This is a genomic window from Saccharomonospora cyanea NA-134, from assembly GCF_000244975.1.
GTDB lineage: Bacteria > Actinomycetota > Actinomycetes > Mycobacteriales > Pseudonocardiaceae > Saccharomonospora > Saccharomonospora cyanea.
The window spans coordinates 4,567,021-4,588,992 of the sequence record NZ_CM001440.1 but is presented as its reverse complement, the minus strand read 5'-3'; the positions used below and the strand labels follow the sequence as shown (position 1 = coordinate 4,588,992).

General features: G+C 66.3%; 27 protein-coding genes. 15 read left to right on the top strand and 12 right to left on the bottom strand.

Annotated features, from left to right (window positions below):
- Positions 1-13: 13 nt before the first annotated feature.
- The 3 genes from SACCYDRAFT_RS21410 to pcaH are packed head-to-tail and all read right to left on the bottom strand — an operon-like array spanning position 14 to position 2,587.
- Positions 14-1,246, bottom strand: a complete 1,233-nt coding sequence (locus tag SACCYDRAFT_RS21410) for a lyase family protein (protein WP_005459382.1) — start codon at positions 1,244-1,246, stop codon at positions 14-16.
- A complete protein-coding gene (gene pcaG / locus SACCYDRAFT_RS21405) occupies positions 1,243-1,803 on the bottom strand; it encodes a protocatechuate 3,4-dioxygenase subunit alpha (protein WP_005459381.1) in 561 nt (186 codons plus the stop codon). The genes SACCYDRAFT_RS21410 and pcaG overlap by 4 nt, the downstream gene beginning before the upstream one ends.
- Positions 1,796-2,587, bottom strand: coding sequence for a protocatechuate 3,4-dioxygenase subunit beta (gene pcaH / locus SACCYDRAFT_RS21400; RefSeq protein ID WP_005459380.1), 792 nt, complete (start codon positions 2,585-2,587; stop codon positions 1,796-1,798). The genes pcaG and pcaH overlap by 8 nt, the downstream gene beginning before the upstream one ends.
- Positions 2,588-2,648: 61 nt before the next feature.
- Between pcaH and SACCYDRAFT_RS21395 the strand changes: the two genes are divergently transcribed.
- Positions 2,649-3,428, top strand: a complete 780-nt coding sequence (locus SACCYDRAFT_RS21395; protein WP_005459379.1) for an IclR family transcriptional regulator — start codon at positions 2,649-2,651, stop codon at positions 3,426-3,428.
- Positions 3,429-4,408: 980 nt separating this feature from the next.
- On the opposite strand, the gene SACCYDRAFT_RS21390 is transcribed toward SACCYDRAFT_RS21395, so the two are convergent.
- The 4 genes from SACCYDRAFT_RS21390 to SACCYDRAFT_RS21375 form a co-directional block, all read right to left on the bottom strand.
- Complete coding sequence (locus SACCYDRAFT_RS21390; RefSeq protein WP_005459378.1) at positions 4,409-4,990, bottom strand: hypothetical protein; 582 nt, start codon at positions 4,988-4,990, stop codon at positions 4,409-4,411.
- A gap of 295 nt (positions 4,991-5,285) precedes the next feature.
- Positions 5,286-5,927 (bottom strand): response regulator, encoded by a 642-nt coding sequence (locus tag SACCYDRAFT_RS21385; protein ID WP_005459377.1) that lies wholly within the window; start codon positions 5,925-5,927, stop codon positions 5,286-5,288.
- Positions 5,924-6,781 (bottom strand): sensor histidine kinase, encoded by an 858-nt coding sequence (locus SACCYDRAFT_RS21380; protein ID WP_198284950.1) that lies wholly within the window; start codon positions 6,779-6,781, stop codon positions 5,924-5,926. The genes SACCYDRAFT_RS21385 and SACCYDRAFT_RS21380 overlap by 4 nt, the downstream gene beginning before the upstream one ends.
- A 320-nt stretch (positions 6,782-7,101) precedes the next feature.
- On the bottom strand, positions 7,102-7,914 hold the full coding sequence (locus SACCYDRAFT_RS21375; RefSeq protein WP_005459374.1) for a hypothetical protein: 813 nt from the start codon (positions 7,912-7,914) through the stop codon (positions 7,102-7,104).
- 844 nt (positions 7,915-8,758) lie between these two features.
- Here SACCYDRAFT_RS21375 and SACCYDRAFT_RS26110 point away from each other — a divergent pair.
- Positions 8,759-9,001: a hypothetical protein gene (locus SACCYDRAFT_RS26110; protein ID WP_005459373.1), complete on the top strand. Its 243-nt coding sequence runs from the start codon at positions 8,759-8,761 to the stop codon at positions 8,999-9,001.
- 124 nt (positions 9,002-9,125) lie between these two features.
- Here SACCYDRAFT_RS26110 and SACCYDRAFT_RS21370 read toward each other — a convergent pair whose 3' ends face one another.
- From SACCYDRAFT_RS21370 to SACCYDRAFT_RS26490, 3 genes are read right to left on the bottom strand one after another with little or no spacing between them, the layout of a single operon-like run.
- Positions 9,126-11,027 (bottom strand): S9 family peptidase, encoded by a 1,902-nt coding sequence (locus tag SACCYDRAFT_RS21370; protein ID WP_005459371.1) that lies wholly within the window; start codon positions 11,025-11,027, stop codon positions 9,126-9,128.
- Entirely contained in the window at positions 11,024-11,455 is a 432-nt protein-coding gene (locus SACCYDRAFT_RS27050) for an NAD-dependent epimerase/dehydratase family protein (protein WP_232283723.1), read from the bottom strand. The genes SACCYDRAFT_RS21370 and SACCYDRAFT_RS27050 overlap by 4 nt, the downstream gene beginning before the upstream one ends.
- A gap of 50 nt (positions 11,456-11,505) precedes the next feature.
- The gene (locus SACCYDRAFT_RS26490) at positions 11,506-12,402 is read right to left on the bottom strand and encodes a hypothetical protein (RefSeq protein ID WP_005459369.1); all 897 of its coding nucleotides are present in this window, start codon (positions 12,400-12,402) and stop codon (positions 11,506-11,508) included.
- A gap of 909 nt (positions 12,403-13,311) precedes the next feature.
- Between SACCYDRAFT_RS26490 and SACCYDRAFT_RS21365 the strand changes: the two genes are divergently transcribed.
- A complete protein-coding gene (locus SACCYDRAFT_RS21365; protein WP_005459367.1) occupies positions 13,312-13,866 on the top strand; it encodes an NUDIX hydrolase in 555 nt (184 codons plus the stop codon).
- Here the strand turns inward: SACCYDRAFT_RS21365 and SACCYDRAFT_RS21360 are convergent.
- Positions 13,861-14,979: a tetratricopeptide repeat protein gene (locus SACCYDRAFT_RS21360; RefSeq protein ID WP_005459365.1), complete on the bottom strand. Its 1,119-nt coding sequence runs from the start codon at positions 14,977-14,979 to the stop codon at positions 13,861-13,863. The genes SACCYDRAFT_RS21365 and SACCYDRAFT_RS21360 overlap by 6 nt on opposite strands.
- Before the next feature lie 121 nt (positions 14,980-15,100).
- Entirely contained in the window at positions 15,101-15,460 is a 360-nt protein-coding gene (locus tag SACCYDRAFT_RS21355) for a GntR family transcriptional regulator (protein ID WP_005459363.1), read from the bottom strand.
- A gap of 115 nt (positions 15,461-15,575) precedes the next feature.
- Between SACCYDRAFT_RS21355 and SACCYDRAFT_RS21350 the strand changes: the two genes are divergently transcribed.
- The 12 genes from SACCYDRAFT_RS21350 (at position 15,576) to SACCYDRAFT_RS21305 (ending at position 21,971) form a co-directional block, all read left to right on the top strand.
- Complete coding sequence (locus SACCYDRAFT_RS21350) at positions 15,576-15,914, top strand: hypothetical protein (protein ID WP_005459354.1); 339 nt, start codon at positions 15,576-15,578, stop codon at positions 15,912-15,914.
- A 348-nt stretch (positions 15,915-16,262) separates the two neighbouring features.
- The gene (locus SACCYDRAFT_RS26485; RefSeq protein WP_005459352.1) at positions 16,263-16,403 is read left to right on the top strand and encodes a hypothetical protein; all 141 of its coding nucleotides are present in this window, start codon (positions 16,263-16,265) and stop codon (positions 16,401-16,403) included.
- 28 nt (positions 16,404-16,431) lie between these two features.
- On the top strand, positions 16,432-16,701 hold the full coding sequence (locus tag SACCYDRAFT_RS21345) for a hypothetical protein (protein ID WP_005459351.1): 270 nt from the start codon (positions 16,432-16,434) through the stop codon (positions 16,699-16,701).
- Positions 16,702-16,704: 3 nt separating this feature from the next.
- Positions 16,705-16,890 (top strand): hypothetical protein, encoded by a 186-nt coding sequence (locus SACCYDRAFT_RS21340; RefSeq protein ID WP_005459350.1) that lies wholly within the window; start codon positions 16,705-16,707, stop codon positions 16,888-16,890.
- Positions 16,891-16,985: 95 nt separating this feature from the next.
- Positions 16,986-18,338 carry an FtsK/SpoIIIE domain-containing protein gene (locus tag SACCYDRAFT_RS21335; protein ID WP_005459349.1) on the top strand — a complete coding sequence of 451 codons (1,353 nt, stop codon included), beginning with the start codon at positions 16,986-16,988 and terminating at the stop codon, positions 18,336-18,338.
- Positions 18,338-18,565: a hypothetical protein gene (locus SACCYDRAFT_RS21330; RefSeq protein ID WP_005459348.1), complete on the top strand. Its 228-nt coding sequence runs from the start codon at positions 18,338-18,340 to the stop codon at positions 18,563-18,565. Before SACCYDRAFT_RS21335 ends, SACCYDRAFT_RS21330 begins: the two co-directional genes overlap by 1 nt.
- Before the next feature lie 19 nt (positions 18,566-18,584).
- Entirely contained in the window at positions 18,585-18,950 is a 366-nt protein-coding gene (locus SACCYDRAFT_RS26480) for a hypothetical protein (protein WP_157606546.1), read from the top strand.
- Positions 18,947-19,171, top strand: coding sequence for a hypothetical protein (locus SACCYDRAFT_RS21325; RefSeq protein WP_232283722.1), 225 nt, complete (start codon positions 18,947-18,949; stop codon positions 19,169-19,171). Before SACCYDRAFT_RS26480 ends, SACCYDRAFT_RS21325 begins: the two co-directional genes overlap by 4 nt.
- Complete coding sequence (locus tag SACCYDRAFT_RS21320; RefSeq protein ID WP_005459345.1) at positions 19,171-19,413, top strand: hypothetical protein; 243 nt, start codon at positions 19,171-19,173, stop codon at positions 19,411-19,413. Before SACCYDRAFT_RS21325 ends, SACCYDRAFT_RS21320 begins: the two co-directional genes overlap by 1 nt.
- A gap of 35 nt (positions 19,414-19,448) precedes the next feature.
- Positions 19,449-20,369, top strand: a complete 921-nt coding sequence (locus tag SACCYDRAFT_RS21315) for a hypothetical protein (protein ID WP_043536767.1) — start codon at positions 19,449-19,451, stop codon at positions 20,367-20,369.
- A gap of 97 nt (positions 20,370-20,466) precedes the next feature.
- Entirely contained in the window at positions 20,467-21,798 is a 1,332-nt protein-coding gene (locus tag SACCYDRAFT_RS21310) for a replication initiator (protein WP_005459343.1), read from the top strand.
- Positions 21,795-21,971, top strand: a complete 177-nt coding sequence (locus tag SACCYDRAFT_RS21305; protein ID WP_005459342.1) for a helix-turn-helix transcriptional regulator — start codon at positions 21,795-21,797, stop codon at positions 21,969-21,971. Before SACCYDRAFT_RS21310 ends, SACCYDRAFT_RS21305 begins: the two co-directional genes overlap by 4 nt.
- Position 21,972 lies beyond the last annotated feature (1 nt).

Genomic DNA, 21,972 nt, shown 5'->3' with positions numbered 1-21,972 from the left:
CGTGGACGGTGGGTCAGGCTTCGGTGGGTTCGCAAGGGCTGTCGTTCTCGCTGCCGTGCGCGGTGCGGTGATAGCGGTCCAGCGCCTGGTCGACGAAACGACCCGCGGCCCCGAGGTAGTCGGCCGGCGTGCCGGGCTTGCCGCGTTCGGCGAGGAGCTGGTCGGCCGCGCCCTCGGCGTGGGCTCGCATCGTGGTGGTGTCGACCCGCAGCCCACCGACCAGTTCGGCAGCCTGCGAGGCCGCGGTGACGGTGAGTTCGAGCAGGCGGCGCAGGGCAGGCCATTCGGCGTGCCAGGCACCGTCAGGACGCTGGTCCACCGCCTGGGCGGCCGCGGTGTGCAACTGGGCACCGAGCGGCGGCGCCTGCAGGGCGGCACCGCGTAGCAGCACCGACAGCACCGGGTTCTGTTTGTGCGGCATGGTCGAGGAACCGCCCCGGCCGGGCGCCGATCCCTCCCGTACCTCCCCGATCTCCGGCCTGCCCAGCAGCGCGACGTCGGTGCCGATCACGCCGAGCGCGTCGCACACCCCGACGAGGGCGTCGCCGAGGTCGGTCAGTGGGCGCCGCCGGGTGTGCCAGGGAAGTCCGGGCCAGGGCAGGCCGAGCTCGTCGGCGAAGGAGCGTGCCGCCGCGACCGGGTCGGTGGTGAGCTCGGCGACAAGCGCGAGCGTGCCTGCGGCGCCGCCGCACTGCACCGGCAGTCGCCGGGCCACGTCGTCGACGGCGTCCGCCGCGTCCACCACGCCGGTGAGCCACTGGGCGGCGGTCAGCCCGAACGTGACCGGAACCGCGTACTGCGTGAGAGTGCGGCCCGGCATCACGTCGTCGCGGTGGCGTGCGGCCAGGCCGGCGAGTCCGGCCGCGGTGGCGCGCAGGTCCGCCACCACCTGCGCGACCGCCTCACGGGCGACGAGGACGAGCGCGGTGTCGAGGACGTCCTGGCTGGTCAGGCCGCGGTGCACCAGGCGGCTCAGCGATTCGTCGCCGACGGCCGCGCGAAGGTTCCGCACCAGCGGAACCACCGGGTTCCCCGCGGCCTCGGCTTCGGCGCCGAGCGCGGAGACGTCGAGATCCGCTGCCTCGACGGCCGTGGCCGCACGGGCGGCGCCGGCTTCGTCGACAGCTCCGACCGCGGCGAGAGCACGCAGCCAGGCGCTCTCGACCCGACACATCGCGGCGAGCAGAGCCCGATCCCGTACCAGGTCGTGTGCCCGGTGCGCCCCGGGTGTGAGCAGGCCGCTCATCGCCGCGCGTGCCCGGGAAAGGTCAGAAAGACCGTCTCGGTCTCGCCCTGCAGGTGGATGTCGTGGACGAGGTTCCCCGCGTCGTCGCGGGTCGCGACCAGTGTTCTCCGGCGGTCCTCTGGCAGGGAGGTCAGCAGCGGGTCCGATTCGGTGGCCGACCCGGGAACGTAGACGCGGGTGAAGAGCCGGTCGAGCAAGCCACGGGCGAACACGGTCACGGCGAAGTACGGCGCCGCGCCCTCCCGCGTCGCACCCGGCTCGACGGTGGTGAACGCGTAGCGGCCGCCCGCGTCGGTCGCGGCGCGTCCCCAGCCGGTGAACACGCCGCTGCGCCGAAGCGACCCCTCGACCCGCGGCACGCGACCGGACCCGTCGGCCTGCCGGATCTCCAGCAGGGCGTCCGGAACCGGCGTACCCGCCCCGTCGTACACGGTTCCGGACAGGCGAACGGCGCCGGGGAAACCGGGTGGCACCAGCCGAGGCCCCTCGTCGTAGGGCAGGGCGTAGTGGAAGAACGGGCCGACGGTCTGGCCCGGCGTCTCCACGAACTCACTCATCGTCGGCCTCCTGATCCAAGGGCGTGGCGTGCGCACCGGTCAACACGATGTCCCAGCGATACCCGGTTGCCCACTCGTGCGTGGTGAGTTCGTGGTCGTAGGACGCGACCAGCCGGTCGCGGGCGGCCTGGTCGGTGATCGACTGGTAGATCGGGTCGAACGCGAACAGCGGGTCGCCCGGGAAGTACATCTGGGTCACCAGCCGTTGCGTGAACTCCCGGCCGAACAGCGAGAAGTGGATGTGCGCCGGGCGCCAGGCGTTGTGATGGTTGCGCCACGGGTACGGACCCGGCTTGATCGTGGTGAACCGGTACCACCCCTCGTCGTCCGTCAGGCACCGTCCCGCCCCGTGGAAGTGCGGGTCGAGCGGCGCCGGATGCTGATCACGCTTGTGCACGTAGCGTCCCGCCGCGTTGGCCTGCCAGATCTCGACCAGCTGCCCGCGCACCGGGCGACCGTCACCGTCCAGCACCCGCCCGGTCACGACCAGGCGCTCCCCGATGGGCTCGCCCTGCGGATGCAACGTTAGGTCCGCCTCCGTCGGGTCCACGTCGGAGTGCCCGAACACCGGCGCCAGCAGTTCGACCTCCTCGGGATCCACCAGCTGCGGTCGTTTGGTGGGATGCCGCAGTACGGAGCTCCGGTACGGCGGGAAGTCCAGGCGCGGCTGGGGCTGTCCGGCAGCGGTCTCGCTGTGGATCCTCTCGATCTCCCCGGAGATGGAGGTCTGGGATTCCAGGCTTGGGGTGGCCGTTGGAGGGGTCGTTGGGGTGGTCACTGTCACATGGTGTGGCCCGGCCGCCGGGAAAGCGACACACTTCTTTCACTGAGTGGAAGGATCGGTGATGGCCGGCGGAACCTCCACCCCCGGAGCCACGGTGGTCTCGCGGGCGTTGTCCGTGCTGTACGCGTTCGACAACACCCACCGCCGGTTGACCGTCACCGAGGTGGCGCGGCGGGCCGACCTCCCGGTGCCGACGACCCACCGGCTGCTGCGCGAGCTGGTGGCCGGGGACGCCCTCGTGCGTGGTGACGACGGCAGGTACGCCGTCGGCAGGCGGCTCTGGGACATCGGGCAGCTGGCACCGGAACGGACGGAGCTACGGAACGCCGCGTCGCCGTTTCTGAGCGACATCCATGCGGCCACCCGCGCGACCGTGCATCTCGCCGTGCGCGACGGATTCGAGGTCCTCTACCTGGACCGGCTGTCGGGGCGCGCGTCCGTGCCCGTGGTGAGCCGGACCGGCTCGCGCCTCCCACTCCACGCGACCGGCGTCGGTAAGGTGCTCCTCGCGCACGCCCCGGAGGAGGTGCGCGAATGCGTGCTTGCCGGGCGGCTGCGACGGCTCACCGCCCACACGGTCACCCACGCCGGGTTGCTACGACAGCAGCTCGACGGAGTACGTCGCGACGGCTACGCCACCACCACGGACGAGATGACGCTCGGCGCCTGCTCGATCGCCGTACCCGTCACCCGTCCTGCCCCCGCCGACAACACACCCGCCGCCGACCCCGACGTCGTGGCGGCACTCGGCATCGTCGTTCCCACGCTGAAACGAGCCCGAACTCGGCTGTTGACCGCGCTGCAGGTCGCCGCGCAGGGGATCGCGCGGAACCTGCAGTGAAGCTGGAACGCGGTAGGCGATCCGCGGCTCACGCGAACGCCGGACCGTAAGGCTCGGTGTCCACGTTGAGCTCACCGAGGACCAACTTGGCAGTGACGTGGGCTCAAGCCCTCACTCGGTTGGAAGGCGTTGGTTGCGGTCGCTCGTCGAACCGAGGCCTGGCGAGGCGACGACTTCCGACACCCGTTTATGACGGCGACTCTGTGGTCGGCTCTTGAGGTCTGTGACGATCGCTTACGAACTGAGTCAATCGCGAATGCAACCGATGGCTACTGCGGGTCTGTGTCAGTCATCGATGGTTGGCTGTCGAGGGTGAAGCGTGGGAGTTGCCGTCGTTGGCGGTATCGCAGGCCAGGCATTGCCAGGGTGATCGGCGAGTGCAAGAATCCTTTCATGTCGACACATCGAAAGGGCGATGGCGCGTAGGTCGCCAAGTCAGGTCCGTGCCGATCTCCCTCGTCGGCGCAGACCATATGAGCGGATTCCCCTGATCCCAGGGTTGTCGCCTCGTGGGCGGGCGGTGGTGGCCCGACTCGAACGTACCCGGCTAGGTTGCGACGCCGTCGGCTGGGCGTTGCGCTTCTGGGGGCGGTTTCTCAACGACCCGAAGCATTCCCTTTGGGATTCCGATTCCGACAATGGCTGCGGTATGCCGGAATGCTGTGCTCTAGAGCCCGGTGAACTACGTAGGGTTCTGACGATCGCGGCAGCACATCTGCCACCCAAGGACGCAAGGGAGTTCCGCAGGCATCTGAGAACGTTGTACGGATTTGACGCGGAGCCTCCTTGACCTTGTTCGCCGTTCTCTCCCGACCCGGGACCTGCTCACGGCAACAGCGATCGACCTGCGGGGCCGCTCCCGTCTGTCGACATCGTTTGTCGTCCTCTGCCATCCGCACATGGCCTTGGACGTGAGCACGGCGAGCACGTGGCAGGCCACGGCGCAAACATCGCCTTGGCAGGTGCTGTCGTGTGCGTGTTTACCGGGGGCACTCGATGAGCGCGGCGACGGTCCAGTGAGCAGGCTCGGGGGCTTCGTCGGTGGGGCGGTCCAGTATCCAGTCCAGAACTGTGGAAGCTTCACCGTAGGTGTCGAGCAGGCCCCAGTGATTCGGCTGGATGGCGAGTTCGGCTGCCACATCGGGTTCGTAGCTGTGGCAGAACCAGGAATGGACGTTTGACAGCCCCCATTCGATGCCGATGACTTCGAAGCCTCGGAGTAGGCCGTCGTGTGGTACGTGAGTGGCTCGTGTCAGAAGGTCGAGGTACTCCGGTTCGTTCCGGTTCGACGTACCCACGTCGTGAACGAACTCTCTTCTCAGATCATCGGTCAGGTCGGTGGCGTCGCGGCCGGTGAGGCCGATCGCGAGTAGGGCTCCGTGGAAGCGGGTGGCGGCTTCTCGGTCCGTGTGCCATGCCCAGAATTGCGGTCCGTGTTCCACGCCGGTGAGGCATTCGCTGACACTGATGAATCGTTCGGGGACGAGGTCGGACTGCCAGTCCGCGTGGCGAGCCCGCGGTGCTGCCAGGTATCCCGCCAAGATCAGTTCCGTCGTGTCCACCGGGGCAGTCTTGCACGAGCCGGCTTCGACTTTCTCAAGGTTTTCGGTGGTTCGTGTGTGCCCCGAATGTGCCCACGACTGACCTGTGGCCTTCGGGGCTGGCCCTCGCCTGGGCGTCCCGGCGGGAACACCAAGGGATGGGACCTGGGCCGGCCGGCGGTGCTCCGAGGGGTTTCCGCTCCTTGAGGTCGGTTTCGACCTGACCGCACCTGGTTGACAGGTGCGGTCGCGAAGGCGCGGCTGAATGGTCCGTACCTCTGAGCGTGGCGCACTTCGCGGTACACGTGAGTGCTGTCTAACCGGCATCGCGGACGAGGAGGGCGAGCTGCACCCTGTTCGTCAGACCGAGTTTGGCGAGTGAGCGACTGACGTGGGCCTTGACGGTGGTCTCACTCATGTCGAGTTCGCGGGCGATCTCGGCGTTGGCCAGACCTCGGGCCACGGCGTGGACGACATGCTGTTCGCGGGCGGTGAGAACGGCTAGGCGCTTCCGCGCGGCGGGGGCGTCCGGGGAGTGCTGTCCGGCGAAGGCGTCGATCAGCCTCTTGGTGACCGTGGGCGCGAGTACGGCGCTGCCATCGGCTGTCGTGCGGACGGCGGTGATCAGATCGCGGGGCGCCGTGTCCTTCAGGAGGAAACCCACAGCCTTGGCACGCAGTGCACTGTGGACGTACTCGTCGCGGTCGAAGGTGGTCAGCATGACCACCTTCGGTGGGTTCTCGTACCGGTTGATCTCCCGGAGCGCGGTCACCCCGTCCATGCGTGGCATCCGCACGTCCATGAGCACGACATGCGGCCGATGGCGGGCGACGGCGGTGATGGCCTCCGCCCCGTTGTCCGCCTCGGCGACCACCTCGATGTCGTCGACGGCCTCCAGGATCATGCGCAATCCGGTCCGCACCAGGGCTTCGTCGTCGACGATGAGCACTCGGATCATGTCGGAAGCGTCGCAGACACGATGAAACCGCCGTCCGGTTCCGGTCGGGCGACGAACGTGCCGCCCAGGACTTCGACGCGCTCCCTCAGCCCGACCAGACCGAGCCCCCCGCCCGACATCACCGGGGCACGGTCGGACGGTGCCGTGTTCCTGACCGTGACGTCCAGCGCCGAGGGGAGGTACCGCAGCACTACCTGTGCGGTGGCGGTGTTCGCGTACTTGTGGACGTTGGTCAGTGCCTCCTGGACCACCCGGTAGGCGGTGTGCTGCACCATGACGGGCAACTCGCCGGCCGTACCCTCGTCACGCCGTTCCACGGCAACGCCGACCGATCTCGATTGGTCGAGCAACCAGTCGAGATCGGCAAGCACCGGCTGCGGCCGCAGAACCTCCTGGTCCGCCTCGTCGAGTACCCCGAGAACTGCTCTGAGCTGGGTGAGCGCCTCCTTGCCCGTCGTGCGGATGAGCTCCGCCTCCGCCGCGGTCTTGTCGTCGGTTGCGTTGATCTCCAACGCTCCGGCGCGCAGAACCATCAGCGAGACCCGATGGGCGATCACGTCGTGCATGTCCCGCGCGATGCGCGCGCGTTCGTGTGCACGGGCCTGCTCGGCACGGGCGGCTTGCTCCCGTTCCAGCCGTTCGGCGCGTTCGCGCAGCCCGGCCACCACCTGGCCTCGGGCCGCCGTCCACAGGCCGATCATCAGCGGAAGCCAGACGAACAGCGGTGCGCTGCCGAGCGAGGAGGCGACGTCCGTGCCGGGTCGCGGCAGCACCGCCAGCAGGCTCGCAGCCGCCGTGTAGATCACCAGATGGCGGGGGCGGCGGTAGGTGGTCGCCGCAACGTACGACGTCACGGCGACCAGGAGACCTGGCGACCGGATCACGCAGTCCACGGCCGTCAACAGCAGTAGTGGCCACCGTCGCTCCGGCGTCGTCCGGATCGCGGCCCCGGCCAGTAACCCGACCACGGTGGCTTGGACATAACCGGGTACCGACGCGAGGCCTGGCAGCTCGGCGCTGTATAGCACCGAGCCCGGGAGGGCCGCTGGGAAGAAAGCACTGGCGAAAGCGACCACGGAAAGCCACCATCGGTCACGTATGGACCGCATCCGTGACGATGTGTGACCCACAAAGGCGAGCATAGGTGGCGGCGTCCGGCACTCGAAACGGTGTGTTACCAGCTCACAACCGTCAAAGGGGCACGGTCGGAGGCGGGCAGGCTCTCGACCCGCAACTCGGGCACGGCGTTGCGCAGTACTCGGATGCCCAGTGGCACGAATACCAGGCACAGGGCAGCGGCCGAGACGATGCTGAAGACGGTGCTCTCCTTGAGCACGCCGGTCCACAGTGTTCCGGACAGGAGGAACAGCAGAAGACGCCCAGTGCCGAACGTCGCTGACCGGTAGGCCCCGACGGCCAGCACGAGTGTGCCGATGTAAAGGCCGAAAGCTGCCGTGATGGGAACGCGCCACGGTCCGTAGGAGATGTCCACGTACGTGTCCATCACGGTCTTGGTGACCTGGTCAAGCCCGAGTGAACCGATCAGTTCGAAGGCGGTGTGGTCCACGCCCGCCCAGTACAGGCGCGAGAAGAGGCCCACGACGATCAGGGTGCCGCCCACGAAGGCGACCTTCGGGGACTTCGCCGCGACGATCTGGGCGAGTGTGATGATCGCAGGGCACAGCAGGATAGCGCCGGCGGCGAAACACCCGTAGCCGGCCGTGGTCAATGCGGAATTCTCCAGGTAGACGGCCAGTTGTGACGGAGCCGCGAACGGCTGCCTGGCAAACCAGTCCAACTGCTCGGCAGTGAAGGGTGCCGAGCTCAGCGCGAGATAGCGCAGAATCAGCCCCGCCAACCACACAACGGGACCTAATACCAGCGCCGTGCCTCCGATGACCCGGCCTGGAAACCAGGCATTGTGGTGGACCAGCGAGGGCGTTTTCCGCCGGCCGGCTGATCCGGTGGTGGTGTTCGATCGCGTCATGGCCAGGACGCTAGATCGCGGGTGGCGATATCCACATCCTTCGATCGATACACGAGGCGTCTCTTTAGTAGGAGTGCTCCTGAGAACGCGGCGAAGTCGACGCTTCCGGCTGGCCCGCCGCGTTGATATCGGTGAGACGGCCGACGCCACTCGGGCCAAGGCGCTCCACCACCGTCACCGTCCAGCACCCGAACTCGGCCACCTCGTGCTCGACTGCGCCATCCTCCTGGAGCCGGACGCTGGGACCGGCGTCAGCCGCACGCCCGGCGGCCCATTGGCGCGGACCCACGAACAGCAGGGCAGGCGGCCCGGCGGGGCTGCCCCTGAAGCTCTCTGCCGAGTAATAACTTTCCGTAGCTTCAGCTGACCAGTTTCCGGATAGCCGAAGAACCGGCCTTTACTCTGTATGGCGCGCTGTTGATGTTTCGTGTTTTCCGGGTGTCAGGATCCTCACGCATGGCTGCGTCGTGGTCACCATCGTCGCAACCTTGCCTCGCTAGGAAGCAAGGTTCCGACAGATCATCAGGCTAGCGGGCGATGGTCACCGAGCGCCGGTAGGCATTCGGTCAATAGCATCTCGAACAAACCTGGCCGACCAGAAATTCAGTAACAGTCTTCAATCCATATAGGTCTTTCGTCCCTATCGTCACCCTTGTATGGGCGATGTCGTGAGCTCGGAGCGGTAATTAGCGGACGCTGCGGGTGCGGTGTCGGAACTGCTGAGGTCTCCGAAGAGGGCCTCCGAATACCTCTCATGCGCAAGGAGTTTCAGATGTATTTTGTCTTACTGGCAAACCATACGCCAGATTCGTGCCCGACAAGTAACTCGAAGACGAGAGATCTGATGTTGAAGATCGTGCCGGAAACCCCAAGCATTGTCGAGAAATCCGGTGTCAAATTCGTGTCGGGCCTGTTCATCAATAGAGAGCACACGATCGTTGTCATCGTGGGTGCCGAAAAATCGGAGAACGTCGATCGTTTTCTTGTGGAAGCCCGACTCGTCCACTGGAATGCCGTGCGAATCCTGCCGTCACTGACGCTGGAAGAAGGGGTGAGGGAAATACAAGCGGCGACACCGGTATTCTGACAGGGGCGAAGAGGGAAGGCGTGAAACGCCTGGGATGCGCTGACGGATAGAACGCGGAGTCGGAGTCTCCGTGGGTGTTCCCGTCGGCGACGGGCACGCTGCGGGATCTGGCACGTGTCCTCGGTCAGGGTTGGAGCCAGCGGTCGAACCAGGCACGGGTGCGGCGCAGGACGTCGAGTTGGTGGTTGCGTTCCCGGATCGAGTGGCCCTCTCTGGGATAGATCACGAACTCGTGCTCGGCGCCGAAGTGGCGCAGTGCCCGGTGGAAGTACACGGCCTGGCCGAGGGGGACGTTGGTGTCCTGGGCGCCGTGCAGGATGAGCACCGGGGTGCGGACGCGGCTGGCGAAGGAGACCGGACTGACCGCGTCATGCGGGTGTGGGCCGATTCCGTTCCACCCGGTGCTGCCGCCGAGCGCGGCCTCGAACTGGCCGTTCTCCCCGGTCGCGGCGAGCATCCCCCAGTCGACGACACCGGCGCTGACCAGCGCGGCGCGAAACCGATCGGTCTGCCCGATCGCCCAGGCGGCCATGAACCCGCCGTGGCTCCCGCCGGCGATGCCCAGCCGATCGGGGTCGGCAACGCCCTCGGCGATGAGCAAGTCGATGCCGGCCAGGATGTCGGTCCATTCCTCCTGGCCAACCCGGCCGGCGACGCTGGCGGCGAAGGTGTGGCCGTGGCCTTGGCCGCCGCGCGGGTTGGGCAGGAACACCGCGTATCCAGCGGTGGCCAGCCACTGCGCGCTGGGAAACCAGAACAGCTGGAGGCGATCGGCGTACCGGTCGTAGGGGCCTCCGTGCACGATCGTGACGAGTGGAAACGGGCCGTCTGACGCGGATTTCCCGACGGGCAGTACGAGCAGACCGTCCAGAGCGAGGCCATTGGCGGCACGGTAGGCCAGCGGTCGCTGGGTGCCGAAGGTGATGCCGTCCAGTTCGGGTCGGGTGTGCGTGATCTTCCGCAGCGGCCCGGTTGGTGGCCCGACGTGAACGTTCGTGGGTTGGTAACGGGTGCCGGTCAGTGCCGCGATTGCCGTGCCCGCGGGGGTGGTGGTGAGGGCGTCGAGGCGGCCGGGGTGCTGCGCCAGTGGGGTGGGACCGTCGGGGTCGAGCCGGGCCAAGGTCGTGTTCAGGCCGTCGGCGAACACAACCAGCGGGGCGGCGTCGGTCTGGTGCAGTTCGGTGGGGCACATCGGTAGGGCGGCGGTGCGGTTGCGGCGGAGGCTGCTGCTCATGGCCAGGTCGAACACGGCGGTGCCGGCTTGGAGGACCGGTGGGGTGAGGGCGATGTAACCGAGGTGCCAACCGTCTTCCGCCGGCCACCAGGCCAGGGAGTGTGCGTCGGCCTCGACCGATCCAAGGTCCTCCGCGGTCCCCGTTGTGGGGTCGAACAGGTGCAGTCGGCCGGTGCGGGGCCCGTAGTCTTTGTCGGCGCTGGCCTGGGAGAGTACGGCGAGCGGGCCGCCGTTGGGTCGTTGCCGCAGTTCCACGACGTGCCGGTCGCCGAACACGCTCGGAGTCGTGACCTGACCGGTGCACAGGTCGAGCAGGCGTAACCGGGCACGCGGTTCGCGTTCACCGACGACAATGGCGTCGTCGCGGTCCTGGGCGCGGCGCGTGCCCTGTTCGGTGGGTTCGTCCTCGGCGAGCAGTGCGACCAGGTTGAGGTCGGCGAGCGGCAGGTGGTCGATGATGCCGGCTCGCCAGCCGGTCAACGCGATCACCACGTCATCGGTGCGAGTAAGCCGGTGCACCTGCGGCGTCCCGCGCTCGGCGCGGTCGGACAGGAAGTACAGCGTGTGCGAGTCCGCGGACCAGCGAGGCCGGGACTCCGTCGCGGTGTCGGTGGTCGCCCGACGCCACACATCGTCGTCTTCGATGTCGGCGAGCCAGAGTGCGGTGTCGAGGTGGTCACCGATTCGGCTGGTGGGGGCGAGGACGTAGCAGAGCAGTTGCCCGTTCGGGGCGAGGGCTGGGGCCTGCGGAACGTGACCCTCGACCACGATTTCAGCGGTCAAACCTGTCATGCGCTCAGTTTGCCCACGTCAACAACGCCCCACATGGACGAGTCATTGCGCTCGGCGCACTTGCACAAAGCGTGTAACCGCACCGACGGTGCAGCACCCCAACGCGCCCGGCCAGTCGAGGTGCAGATAAGGACTGACCACCAAGCAGCCCGCACCCTGGCGTCGAGTTTCGTTCGGGCGTAGGGGTTGCGTGGGTCGGTGGGCGCGTCCTCGTCGGGTTGCTGTTGTGGTCCGTAGACCGAGACTGTGGAGGCGTGGACCACGTGTACGGGTGAAGCAGTGTTACTGAGGGTGTCGATCAGACTGGTGGTGCTGTCGACGTTGGTGGTGCGGTAGTCGTCTTCGTTGCCGCGGGAGTCGCGGATGCTCTTCAACGCGGCGAGGCGCACCATGGCATCCGGCGACTGTTCCCGCACCACTGTAATCACACAGTCACGACAGGATCATCTCGTCACGATAAGCAGTTACAGGACAGCTCTTAGCTAAGGTCATCGTGGCGCCAGGTTCCATCATCATCGAGATAAGTCACACCGATACTCGTGCTACGCAAGTAGTTGAGTAAATCCTCACGTGGGCGTGAAGGTACTAAAATGGTGCGTTTGCGGGCGTCAACGAAACGTCCGTAATCGAATAGTTGTCCCACTGCCAAACGGAGTTGGTCGCGGGTCACGCTGCTCTTCGCTTCGATCAACTCTTTGGTGGTTTCGTCCCATAGGTCGCTATAGAGGGGACGTGATTCGCCGGGAGGTATGATGCGGAGGCGCCTGACGGTATGGCCTTCGTTTTCGAGGTAGGTTCGGTAGTGATGTACCAGGACCGATTCACGGCGTTCGAGTTCAAATGGTTCACGGTCGGGTGTAACGAAGGCGCGTTCAGTAAACTTTTCCTCGACCGGCACTACATCGATTCGGGGTTTCAGTTTGGGCCGAAGCGGTAGGTTTGGCAGCTCCACAGGTACTTCGTTGCGAGGTTGAAGCCGAAAAACGATTACTTGGCGTAGGACGCTTGGATCATTGGTCTCGTGTGCGTCTGTGAAATAATGATCGATCAGTTTGAATTCGCCGAGGTATTGTACTAGCTTGCCGTCTGCGCGAAACCCTTCAAGTGTTCGCCCAGTCCTATGGTGCTCCGCGATGGACTTGTTCTTGCGGACAAGCTGTTGATCCCCTTGTTGCCCTTCGCCAACGTAGTGGAAGAGCCCGTCACCGCCCCAGCCGTCGTAGTAGCCGTGCCGGTGGCCGATTGCCGGGTTGGTGAAGAAGAGGACAACGTTGGTTCGGGATGACGGTGCGATCCCGCCCTGCCTTGATCCGCCGTAGCGGTCATGTACTTCGCGACGAGGAAGGACGTCACCAGGTTTTAGTCCAGGAAGCACAAGTTGATCTTGCCAACGATGTGGCGTACCTGTTACCGCCGTTTGGTGGGTGATATTGAGTGAAGGTCGTGCTTTAGGGGTTGCTGTCTGGCGTGGGGCAGCTGTTCGAGTCGGCGTTCACGGCGTCCGAGGGGAGTGCTGGTGGGTGTAGTGCTGCTGAGGGGCACCCAAGACTAGCCCGTGAAGCAGAAAATCGAGGAAAGGCTAGCAGGCTAGCTATGTAGTTGACCTGGGCGCCCCCGGGAGGATTCGAACCTCCGACACCCGCTTTAGGAGGGCGCTTCAACCGTGGCTGTGATCTCGGCCGTTGGTGTTGACCTGCGGTAATGGGCTGGCTGTCGCTGTCGTCGTTTGTCATGATCTTCGGTCACTGATCGCGCGCATGTGCCCCGTACGTGCCCCGTGCCCACGCACGTGGGTGGCTTGGTGTTCCATCCCGTCTGACCTGGCGTAGCCCGATCACGCTGTGTCAAGGGGGCAACCTTCCTCGCTGACCGGCGGCCGACGTTGCCAGGCTTGCCCCCTTGACGCGGCGTGATAGCCCTCGGGGAGGTCGGACGGGATGGAACACCAACCGGACCACCACCGAACCGCAACGTCCGTGCATGACCCCGGCCATCCCGGAGACCTGCCCGCCCGGCGAGGGCATCTCTTCTTCCCTTCACGGCGGCCCCGCCGTGGTTCCCGGACCGCCTGCCTTCCGCTTCGGGTCCGCGTGCGGGACGCCGGGACCGGCGCCAGCCGCACGCCCGGCGGCCCGCTGGCGCGGACCCACAGACAGCAGGCAGGCGGCCCCGGCGGGGCCGCCCTTGAACAAGAGAAGAAAGTTTGAACACAAGCACTGCGGGTGCCGACACGCGGACTTCGGAGGGGATGGCTGTGGAGCTTGCAGGCTCATACGATCGACGAGTGGCAGACGAGGATGATGCGGAACGATGGGTCGTTCATGGTGAGCGGTCTGTCTATGAGAGCGACTGGGTGAGAGTTGGGCTGGCGGACATCTCGGTTCCGTCGGGTAGCCGGTTCGAGCATCACACGGTTTGGTTTCCGCCCGCCGCTATGGCTGTGGTGTTCGATGACGCTCGCGAGCATGTGTTGCTGAGCTGGCGTCACCGGTTCGCCCCTGATGTCTGGAACTGGGAGCTTCCTGGCGGGATCGTTGAAGAGGGCGAGGACCCCGCCGTCACGGTTGCGCGGGAGGTCGAAGAGGAAACCGGCTTCCGCCCTCGACAGACTCGACACCTGGTGACCTTCGAACCTGCTGTTGGCATGCTGCGTAATCCGCACTACGTCTATGCCGTGGATGGGGTCGAACAGGTCGGCGACCCTACGGAGCTGGATGAGGGGCGTTTCCGCTGGGTCCCGTATGCGAAGGTCCCAGAGCTGATCCGGACTGGGCAGGTGCTCAACTCGGGCGCGCTCGTCGCGCTGCTCTACGTGCTTGCTCTCGACGGCAAGTCATAGCCGACCCCGGAGTTGGGCGATCCTCGTGCGTTGCCGGGCGGAGCCGGTCTGCGTCGCCAACTGCTCGGCGCGGGCAATGTGCTGTGCCGCTTCGGCAAGGTCGCCTCTCGTGAGAAGCGCCTGCGCGAGGTCGACTCGTAGGCCTGCCTCGGCGCGGGCGAAGGTGCCTTCTGGGATGCCAGCAAGTGCCGAGCTGAGGTCGTGCACAGCTTCGAGCGATCCGAGACGTGCTAGGCAGTTCCCTCGCCATCGTGCGAGGTGAGCCGAGTTCAGGAAGAGGAAAGGCAGTTCCGGGTCCGCGTCTCCCCCGGGCATGAGGTCGGCCGCTTCGTCAAGGAGCCGCTGGGTTCCGGGAGTATCGCCTACGGCTGCGCGGAACTCGGCTTCAGCCGCACAGAGCCACGCTCGAAGTCGTGGCGGAACCTTCGATCCGGCAGTTCGCCGGGAATGTTCGGCGAGTTGGGCGGCGTCGGCCTCTCGACCCGAGTCGAGCAAGGCGTATGCCTGCTGGGCGCTGACGTGCGCGAGGACGGCCGGGTCCTCTCCCTCTCTCGCAGCGGACTTCGCAAGCTCGTGCATACGCCACGCCTCGCGCGGATTGCCGGAGTCAAGCGACTGCCAACCGGCTAGCGCGGCTGCTTCGGCGAGTGCACGCGCTAAGGCAGGTCGGCCGGTTCCGGGTAGCGACTGCTGAAGCAGGTCCGCCATGGTCTGTGTGTGCGCTGAAGTCTGGGGAATCAGAGCGGCCCCGAGCTGCCGGTCAAGCTGGCGGTAGTGGTCCGTCTGGGCTTCCAACAACAGCACCAGGTCATGGCTGATCGACCGGAGTTCCAACGGATCGACCGCGGCCGACGTCAAGGGATCGGGCATGAGCTCGACGAACCCGAGTTCGGCCGTGGTCAGTTGGAAGACCTCACAGAACTCGTCTCGCCAGTCAGTGACCTGCGTGGTGCCGCGTTCCCATTCGACGTACATCCGTTTCAAGCTGGCCGGAGTGGGTGGGCGTATCCCGCGCTTCAGCCGCGCGTCACGTAGGCGACGGCAGACTTCAGCCTTGCTCCATCCCTGCTTCAGCCGTGCCCGCGCTATCGGCGTCAGTTCATCGTCGGTCACGAGCCCCCCATTGCTTTACCAGGGGAAACAGGGGTGACTCACCCCCGACTCATCCCCGGCTCACCTGTTGTTCGCGCCTTCCTGTCATGTCTCCTTGAGACATGGCAACGACGACAAACGATCAATTCTGGTCGCTGCGGGCTTCAAGAGAGTCGACACGGGCCGTCAGCGTCTCGACAGCCGCACGCAACTTCGCCAGCTCGTCCCGAACGTCGTTCAAGTCGACAGAGCGCCGCTCGTTCTTGTCGGGCATGGACTCGCTGACGAACACACCAACCGATGGGGTGGCAAGCACCCACCCTTCATCCTCCAACGCCTTCAATGCCTTCTGCGCCGTCCCCAGGGACACGTCGTACAGATCGGCGACGCCTCGGTTGCTAGGTAGCTTGTCCCCGGCTTTCAGCCGACCGGCTCTGATGTCCTGCCGGATGGCCTCGGCCACCCGCTGGTACGCGGCCAGCCCTGTCATAGCGCTCGACATGGCACGAGCCTAGCCCGCGCGACCTAATCCGATCTACATCACTCGGTTGGAGTAGTGCAACACCGATACATACTGATATAGATTGGTATGTAGTGAAGGGAAGGAGAAAGTAGTAATGCGGAACATTCCGGTGAACCTGGCGGGCTATCGGCTGCGAGTGGTCGAGCCTCCGACGATGAAGATGCGCAAGGACGACGCGGGTCGCGAGGTGGTGGTGACCGACCGCGAGGGGGCGACGAAGTTCGTGGTGTCGCTGTTCGCGAAGGTCAAGGGGGAGAAGGGCGAGGAGATTCGCGTGACCCTGGACACCGACCCTGGTGAGGGTCTGGAGGAAGGCGATCTGGTCGAGCTGGTGGACGCGCGGGTCAACCCGTATTCATTCAAGAACGATCGCGGCGAGACCGTCTCGGGGATCGCTTTCAGTGCGGCCGGTCTCAAGCCGCTGGACGGCTGAGGGCGACTGTCGCGTTTTTGCCCTTCCCAAGGTTGTGGGTTGGCGGCCCGTTCGAGTCGGGCGGGGGCGCTATTTCGTTGTTTGAGAATTCCAGAGTGGGCCGTTCCATGCCTTTTTGCGCCGTTGTGGCGGCGCATTTTGGCCCCCGGCGTTCGTGTTTTCCGGGGGTCTTGATGTTCTGCCACGGAATGTGCGGGAGGGATGTGCGTGGCGCGTGAGTTGGTGTTGCCGACAGACGACGAGAACGAGGACGACAACGCTCGGAAAGGTGGTGGTCACGATGGTCGGCGGCGGGTTGTGCACGATCGACCCCTACGGCGTCCGCCGAGGTAGGGCGGGGGTTCGGTGATGGATCGCCTGCTAGTGGGTGCGGTGCTGGTGGTGCTGACCGCTGCGTTGGTGGCGGTGGTTCCGCTGGTGGGGGCCGCGCTCGTGGTGTTCGAAATCAACCTCGTCGTGCGGTCGCTGATGCGATCGCATGTCCAGTAGTGGAAATTCGCGGAAATGGGGTGATGGTATGCAGATCGAGGCGTTGAATCGGCGTGCACAGCAAAAGTACGCCACGTTCGTGTCGGCCATGGACATGGTGGTCGAGGCGCTGGAGGAGTTGGACAAGTTCATCGACCGCATCGACGACAACAAGGCCGAGGACGGGGCGTGGTCGGTGGCGGCCACGCAGGACGAGTTGAAGGGCTACCGCCGCAAGGCCGTCGACGAGCTGGGGCGGTTGCGGGCGAAGGCGAAGAAGTACGAGGCCGAACTCGTCTCGCGGGACTGGAGGGTGTGAGCGATGGCAGGGCATCAACTGGACCGGGCGCTGGAGAACGTCGACGCCGCGATGCGGCAGCTCAAGGACTCGATGCGCGGAATGCCGGTGCGGCGTGAGGGCTTCAAGGGCGCTCATGACGCCACGGCGCGGGCGGTGGCGACGTTGACGGTCGCGCTGTCGGACTCCCGTGGGGCGCTGCGGGACTGACCGCTTTCACGAACTGATCGGCACAGGGCCGGCCTTCTCTCCTGCTGCAGCAGGGGGTGAGGGCCGGCCCTTTCTCATGCGGAGGGATAGCACGGATGTCGAGGACATCGACCCGGCGACGGGGCAGGGAGTTTCAGGCGGCGTTGTGGCTGGCCCGGCATCCGGGCAGCGTGCTCGCCCCGGGCGCGGTCACCGCCTCGGGGATGGAGTTGGGCTGGAGCACCACAGGCGGCATCACGGGTGCGGCGGCGCTGGGACTGGCGGGGTGGTATCGCGCGCACCCGGACACCTTCGACCGGTATGCCGCCCCTCATTTGCGGGCGTGGCGGCGGCGGTGGGTCCGATATGTCGGCCCGCGGTGGCGCGACATTGTGAGGGCCTGTGAGCTGTCGAGTACTCACCGCAAGACCGGTGAGGAGTTGTTCCCGCGGCTGCTGCGGGTCCGCTCGGCTTCGCCGCACGTGGAGACGTTGTTCGTCAAGCTGGTCAAGGGCCAGCACTTGCGGCACTTCGAGGCCAAACTTCCGGAGCTGACCGAGGCGCTGAAGGCGCAGCGGGTGGCCGTTGAACGGGTCAAGCCGATGGTGATCGCGCTGATCGTGCAACGCTCGGAGCCGTTCACCGAGGTCATCGACGCCCCGGAGATGCCCGAGACGGTGGACGCGGTGGACTTCACCGACATCTACGTCGGTGAGGACGAGTACGGCAACGAGTTCCGTCTCGGCCCGCTGGGACAGCACGTGTTCATCGCTGGGGCGACCGGGGCGGGCAAGAACTCGATCCCGGCGAGCCTGCTGCGAGGCATGGCGCCCGCGTTGCGGGATGGGCTGGTGCGGTTGTGGATCTGCGATCCCAAGCAGATGGAGTTCGCTGCGCTGGCGCCGGTCGCCCACCGCTACGCCACGGCCACCGAGGACTGTGCGGAGTTGGTGGGCGAGTACGTCGCCGACATGCAGGCCACGCAGCGGGAGCTGTCGGCACAGGGGCAGCGCAAGATCACCGTTTGTCGTGAGACGCCGTTGAACGTGTTGATCGCCGACGAGATGGGTGCGCTGCTGGCTTACGGCGACGGCGCATCGGCGCGGGAGTTGCGGAAGTCGTTGGCGCTGGTCGGCTCGCAAGGGCGCGCCACCGGGCATTCGATGCTCGGTCTGGTGCAGGAGCCGACGAAGGACACGGTTCCGGTGCGGGAGCTGTTCACCGTTCGCGTCTGCCTGCGGGTCACCTCGGCCTCGCACGTGGACATGACCCTCGGCGAGGGGGCGCGGCTGCGGGGCGCTCTGGCCGACGAGATCCCGAATGTTCCGGAGACGGCGGGCATCGGCTACGTGGTGCGTCAGCGCACCCGCACTCCGCTGCGTGTTCGCTCGGCCTACGTCTCCGACACCGAGATCACCGAACTCGTCGACTTCGTTCGTGGCACCACGCGCCTGCGGGCGGTGAGCTGATGAGCCGACGCGAGGACGCGCACGCCGAAGTCGTGCGCCTGCTGGAAGCGGCCAGAGCTGAAGCCTCGGGGAACTGGTGCTACCTGGTGTGCCAGGACGTCGAACATCGTCTCGGTCTCTCCGAAGGTGATGAGAAGGCTCTCGATGACCCGGAATACGGGGCCGCACTCGACGCGCTCCGCGCGATTCTTGCCGCGCTCGACTACGTGCGCCGTATCGGTGCCTAACAACTGGGGATGTCGATTGATGAGTTTCGATGTTCGTTATTCACCCGTGCTGCACACGACGCATTATCAGCTCGTTGAGTGGCATTGTGACCATGAATTTCAGCTCTATCGTCCGCTGTTTCGCAGCCGTCTGGAAGCTGAGAGAAGAGCTCGGGCGCTGGAGTGGGGACACCGGGAGAGTACGTCTTGGTCTGTTGTGATCGAGGCGGTTGAGCCGGTGTTCTTGCCCCGTTGTGGAGAGTGTGCCGAGCTTCCCGATGACAATCCGGCCGTTTATGAGACCTGGGAAGAAATGTGCCATGCGTTGGGCAACCACTTCGGTTGGGTGGCGACCAGCGAACAGCATGTGTTCTGCCCCAACCATCGACCAGCCTGGGAGGAATGATCATGTGGCGTTTGGGATTTCGTTTCTGGCGGCTCGGCCTGGCCCTCAAGTACGGGTTGCCCGCGGTGGGGGTGCTGGCGCTGATCTACCACGCGCAGGGCGTCTCGGAGCTGTTCGTGACGGTGCTGTGCCTGGTGTTGCTCGCGGCTGGGGCTGGGGCGCTGGTGCTGCGCGAGTTCGGTCACCGCGAGTTCGACCGCGACGAAGGGCGGACACGGTGATGAACACTGCAAACGCGGGGCTGTGGATCAACGCCCTGGATCGGGCCGAGAACCTGATGGACGAGTACGCCAACGCGGTGACGGCATATCACTCCTACGAAGGCTACGACTCCCGGCGACTGCTGGCCATCTGCGAGGAGGTCGCGGACCTGCTCAGCAAGATCGCGGGCTGGCTGCAAGACGACGCTCGCGAGATCCGGGGCACCGCCGAGTTCTGGCGCTCCCAGCTCCGTCACGACTGAACCACAATCGAAAGGAGGGCCACGCAGTGTCCGCAATGGACCAAACCGAACGCGGCGAGGTCACGGGGCAGGCTGGGCGGACTCGGCGGGTGCGCAAGCTCGGCAAACGCATCTCCGAAGCTCGGCGGCTGCGCGGTCTGGTCCGTGATCCCGACTTGCAGGCGGTCGAGCTGGAACGGCGGGGCCGCAAGACGCTGGCGGGGTTGTGGTTCTTCCTCGCCCTCGGACTCGTCTACACCACCGAAGGCGTCCACGCCTTCCTCTCCGAGGGCACTACCCCGGCTGATCCGTTGTGGTGGGCGGCGTGGACGGTGGAGCCGATGTTCGCCGGGCTGCTGATCACCCTGCTGAACTTTGAGTCGGTCATCCTGTCCCACGGCGTCGCCCCGGACCACCGGTGGTGGTCGAGGCTGAAGCACGTGCTGCTGGCCTCCACGCTGGCGATGAACGTCATCCCGCAGGTTGCGCCGCTGCTGCGTGGTGAGTGGGAGCGGTTCAATCTCGGCTCGTTGGCGGTGCACGCGATCATCCCGGTCATCGTCTACGGCATCGCCGAGGTCATCCCGGTCATCCAGGCTCGGCAACGCGAGATCGTCCTCGCCGTCTATGACCAGGCCGACCGGCACGAGACTCGCCACGCTGCGCCAGAGGAGCCGGAACGAGCTCAGCCCGAACCGACTGCACCGTCTGCCCCGGTTGAACCGGCCACGGAACCGGTGCTGTCGCCTGCGCCTCGGCCGGAGTCGGCACCGCCTCGCAAGGCCCCGTCTGTGCTGGGCAAGCTCCCCGGCTCGTTGCGGGAGACCGTGACCGCACTGGCGGCCTCGACACACCAACAGGGTCGCCCGGTGACCGCTGAGGACATCACACAACGGGTGGCGCTGCCGGAGGTGATGGTGACCGCGCTCGTGGAAGAGCTGAACACCACGGTCAACCACCACCCGGTTCCCGCCTGACCTGACTCTCTGTCCGCTCTCAGGGCGGGGCACACATCGAGTTCACGGCCGGTGTGCTGCCCCGCCCTTTCTCATGCCCATGGGGAGGGTTTGCGTCGTGCTGACGCTGGAAGACCGTCTTGCCGCTCGACTACGGGCGGCCGACTACAAAACCTGGCGCGACAAAGTCACCGCCGTGAACGGCTGCGCCCGGCCGATCCGGCTGCTCGGCTCCCACCAGCTCCGCGACGCCGACACCGGGGCGGTGGTGCACCACTACGGGGGCAGCATCTTCGCCCCGTGCGGCAACCGGCGTGAAACCGTGTGCCCGGCCTGCTCCGACCGCTACGCCGCCGACGCCTTCCACCTCATCCGTGCGGGCCTGTGCGGCGGCGACAAAGGCGTTCCCGAGGCCGTGACCGAGCATCCTCGGGTGTTCGTCACCCTCACCGCCCCCTCCTTCGGCAAGGTCCATACCCGGCGGGTGTCGCGTCGGGGTCGGGTGATGCCCTGCGGCTGCGGCCAGTCCCACCACCGCGAGGACGACCCCCGCCTCGGCACCCCCCTCGACCCCGGCGCTTACGACTACGAAGCCGCGGTGCTCTGGCAAGCCCACGCCGGAAAGCTCTGGCACCGCTTCACCGTGCGTTTGCGGCGTGAGCTCGCCGCCCGCGCCGGGCTACGGGTCCGGGACTTCGCCGACCATGCCCGGCTCTCGTACAGCAAGGTCGCCGAGTACCAACGGCGCGGGCTCGTGCACTTCCACGCCCTGGTCCGCGTCGACGGGTCGGACGGTCCCACCGACCGGGCTCCGTCCTGGGCCACCACGAGCATGCTTGCCGACGCCATCACCGCCGCGGCCGGGGGCGTGGTCGTGACCACCATCCGTCCAGACGGTTCCCGGCTGCCGCTGATGTGGGGTGATCAGCTCGACATCCGCCCCGTCGAACACAACGACGCCGAAGACAGTGAGGGGATCGGGGAACGGGCGTTGGCGGGCTATATCGCCAAGTACGCCACCAAAGGCACCGGCACCGTCGACGGCGCCGACCGCCCCCTCCGCTCCGAGCTCGACATCGACCACCTGCGCATCTCCGAGCACCACCGGCGCATGATCCGCACCTGCTGGGAGCTCGGCGGCCTGAAGGTCTACGCGGAGCTGAACCTACGCAGGTGGGCGCACATGCTCGGCTTCCGCGGCCACTTCCTCACCAAGAGTCGCGCCTACTCCACCACCTTCAAGCAGATTCGCGCCGACCGACGCGCCTTCCGCCTGGCCGAAGCCCTCGATCGGCTCGGCCTCGACCCCGAGGGCGTGCTGGTGGTCAACGACTGGGCGTTCACCGGCTCCGGCTACCGCAACGACGCCGAACGCGAACTCGCCCTCGGCATCGCCGAACGACTCCGCACCCAACGCCAACACAAATACCGAAAGGAGCACACCCGATGAGCACGAAACTCTGGACCATCCACGACCTCGCCGACTACCTCGGCGTCCCCATCAACACCCTCTACCAATGGCGCACCAAAGGCTACGGGCCCCAAGGCCGGCGCATCGGCAAGTACGTCCGCTACCGCCCCGAGGACGTCGAAACCTGGGTCGAACAGCAGGGGGAGTGCTGAC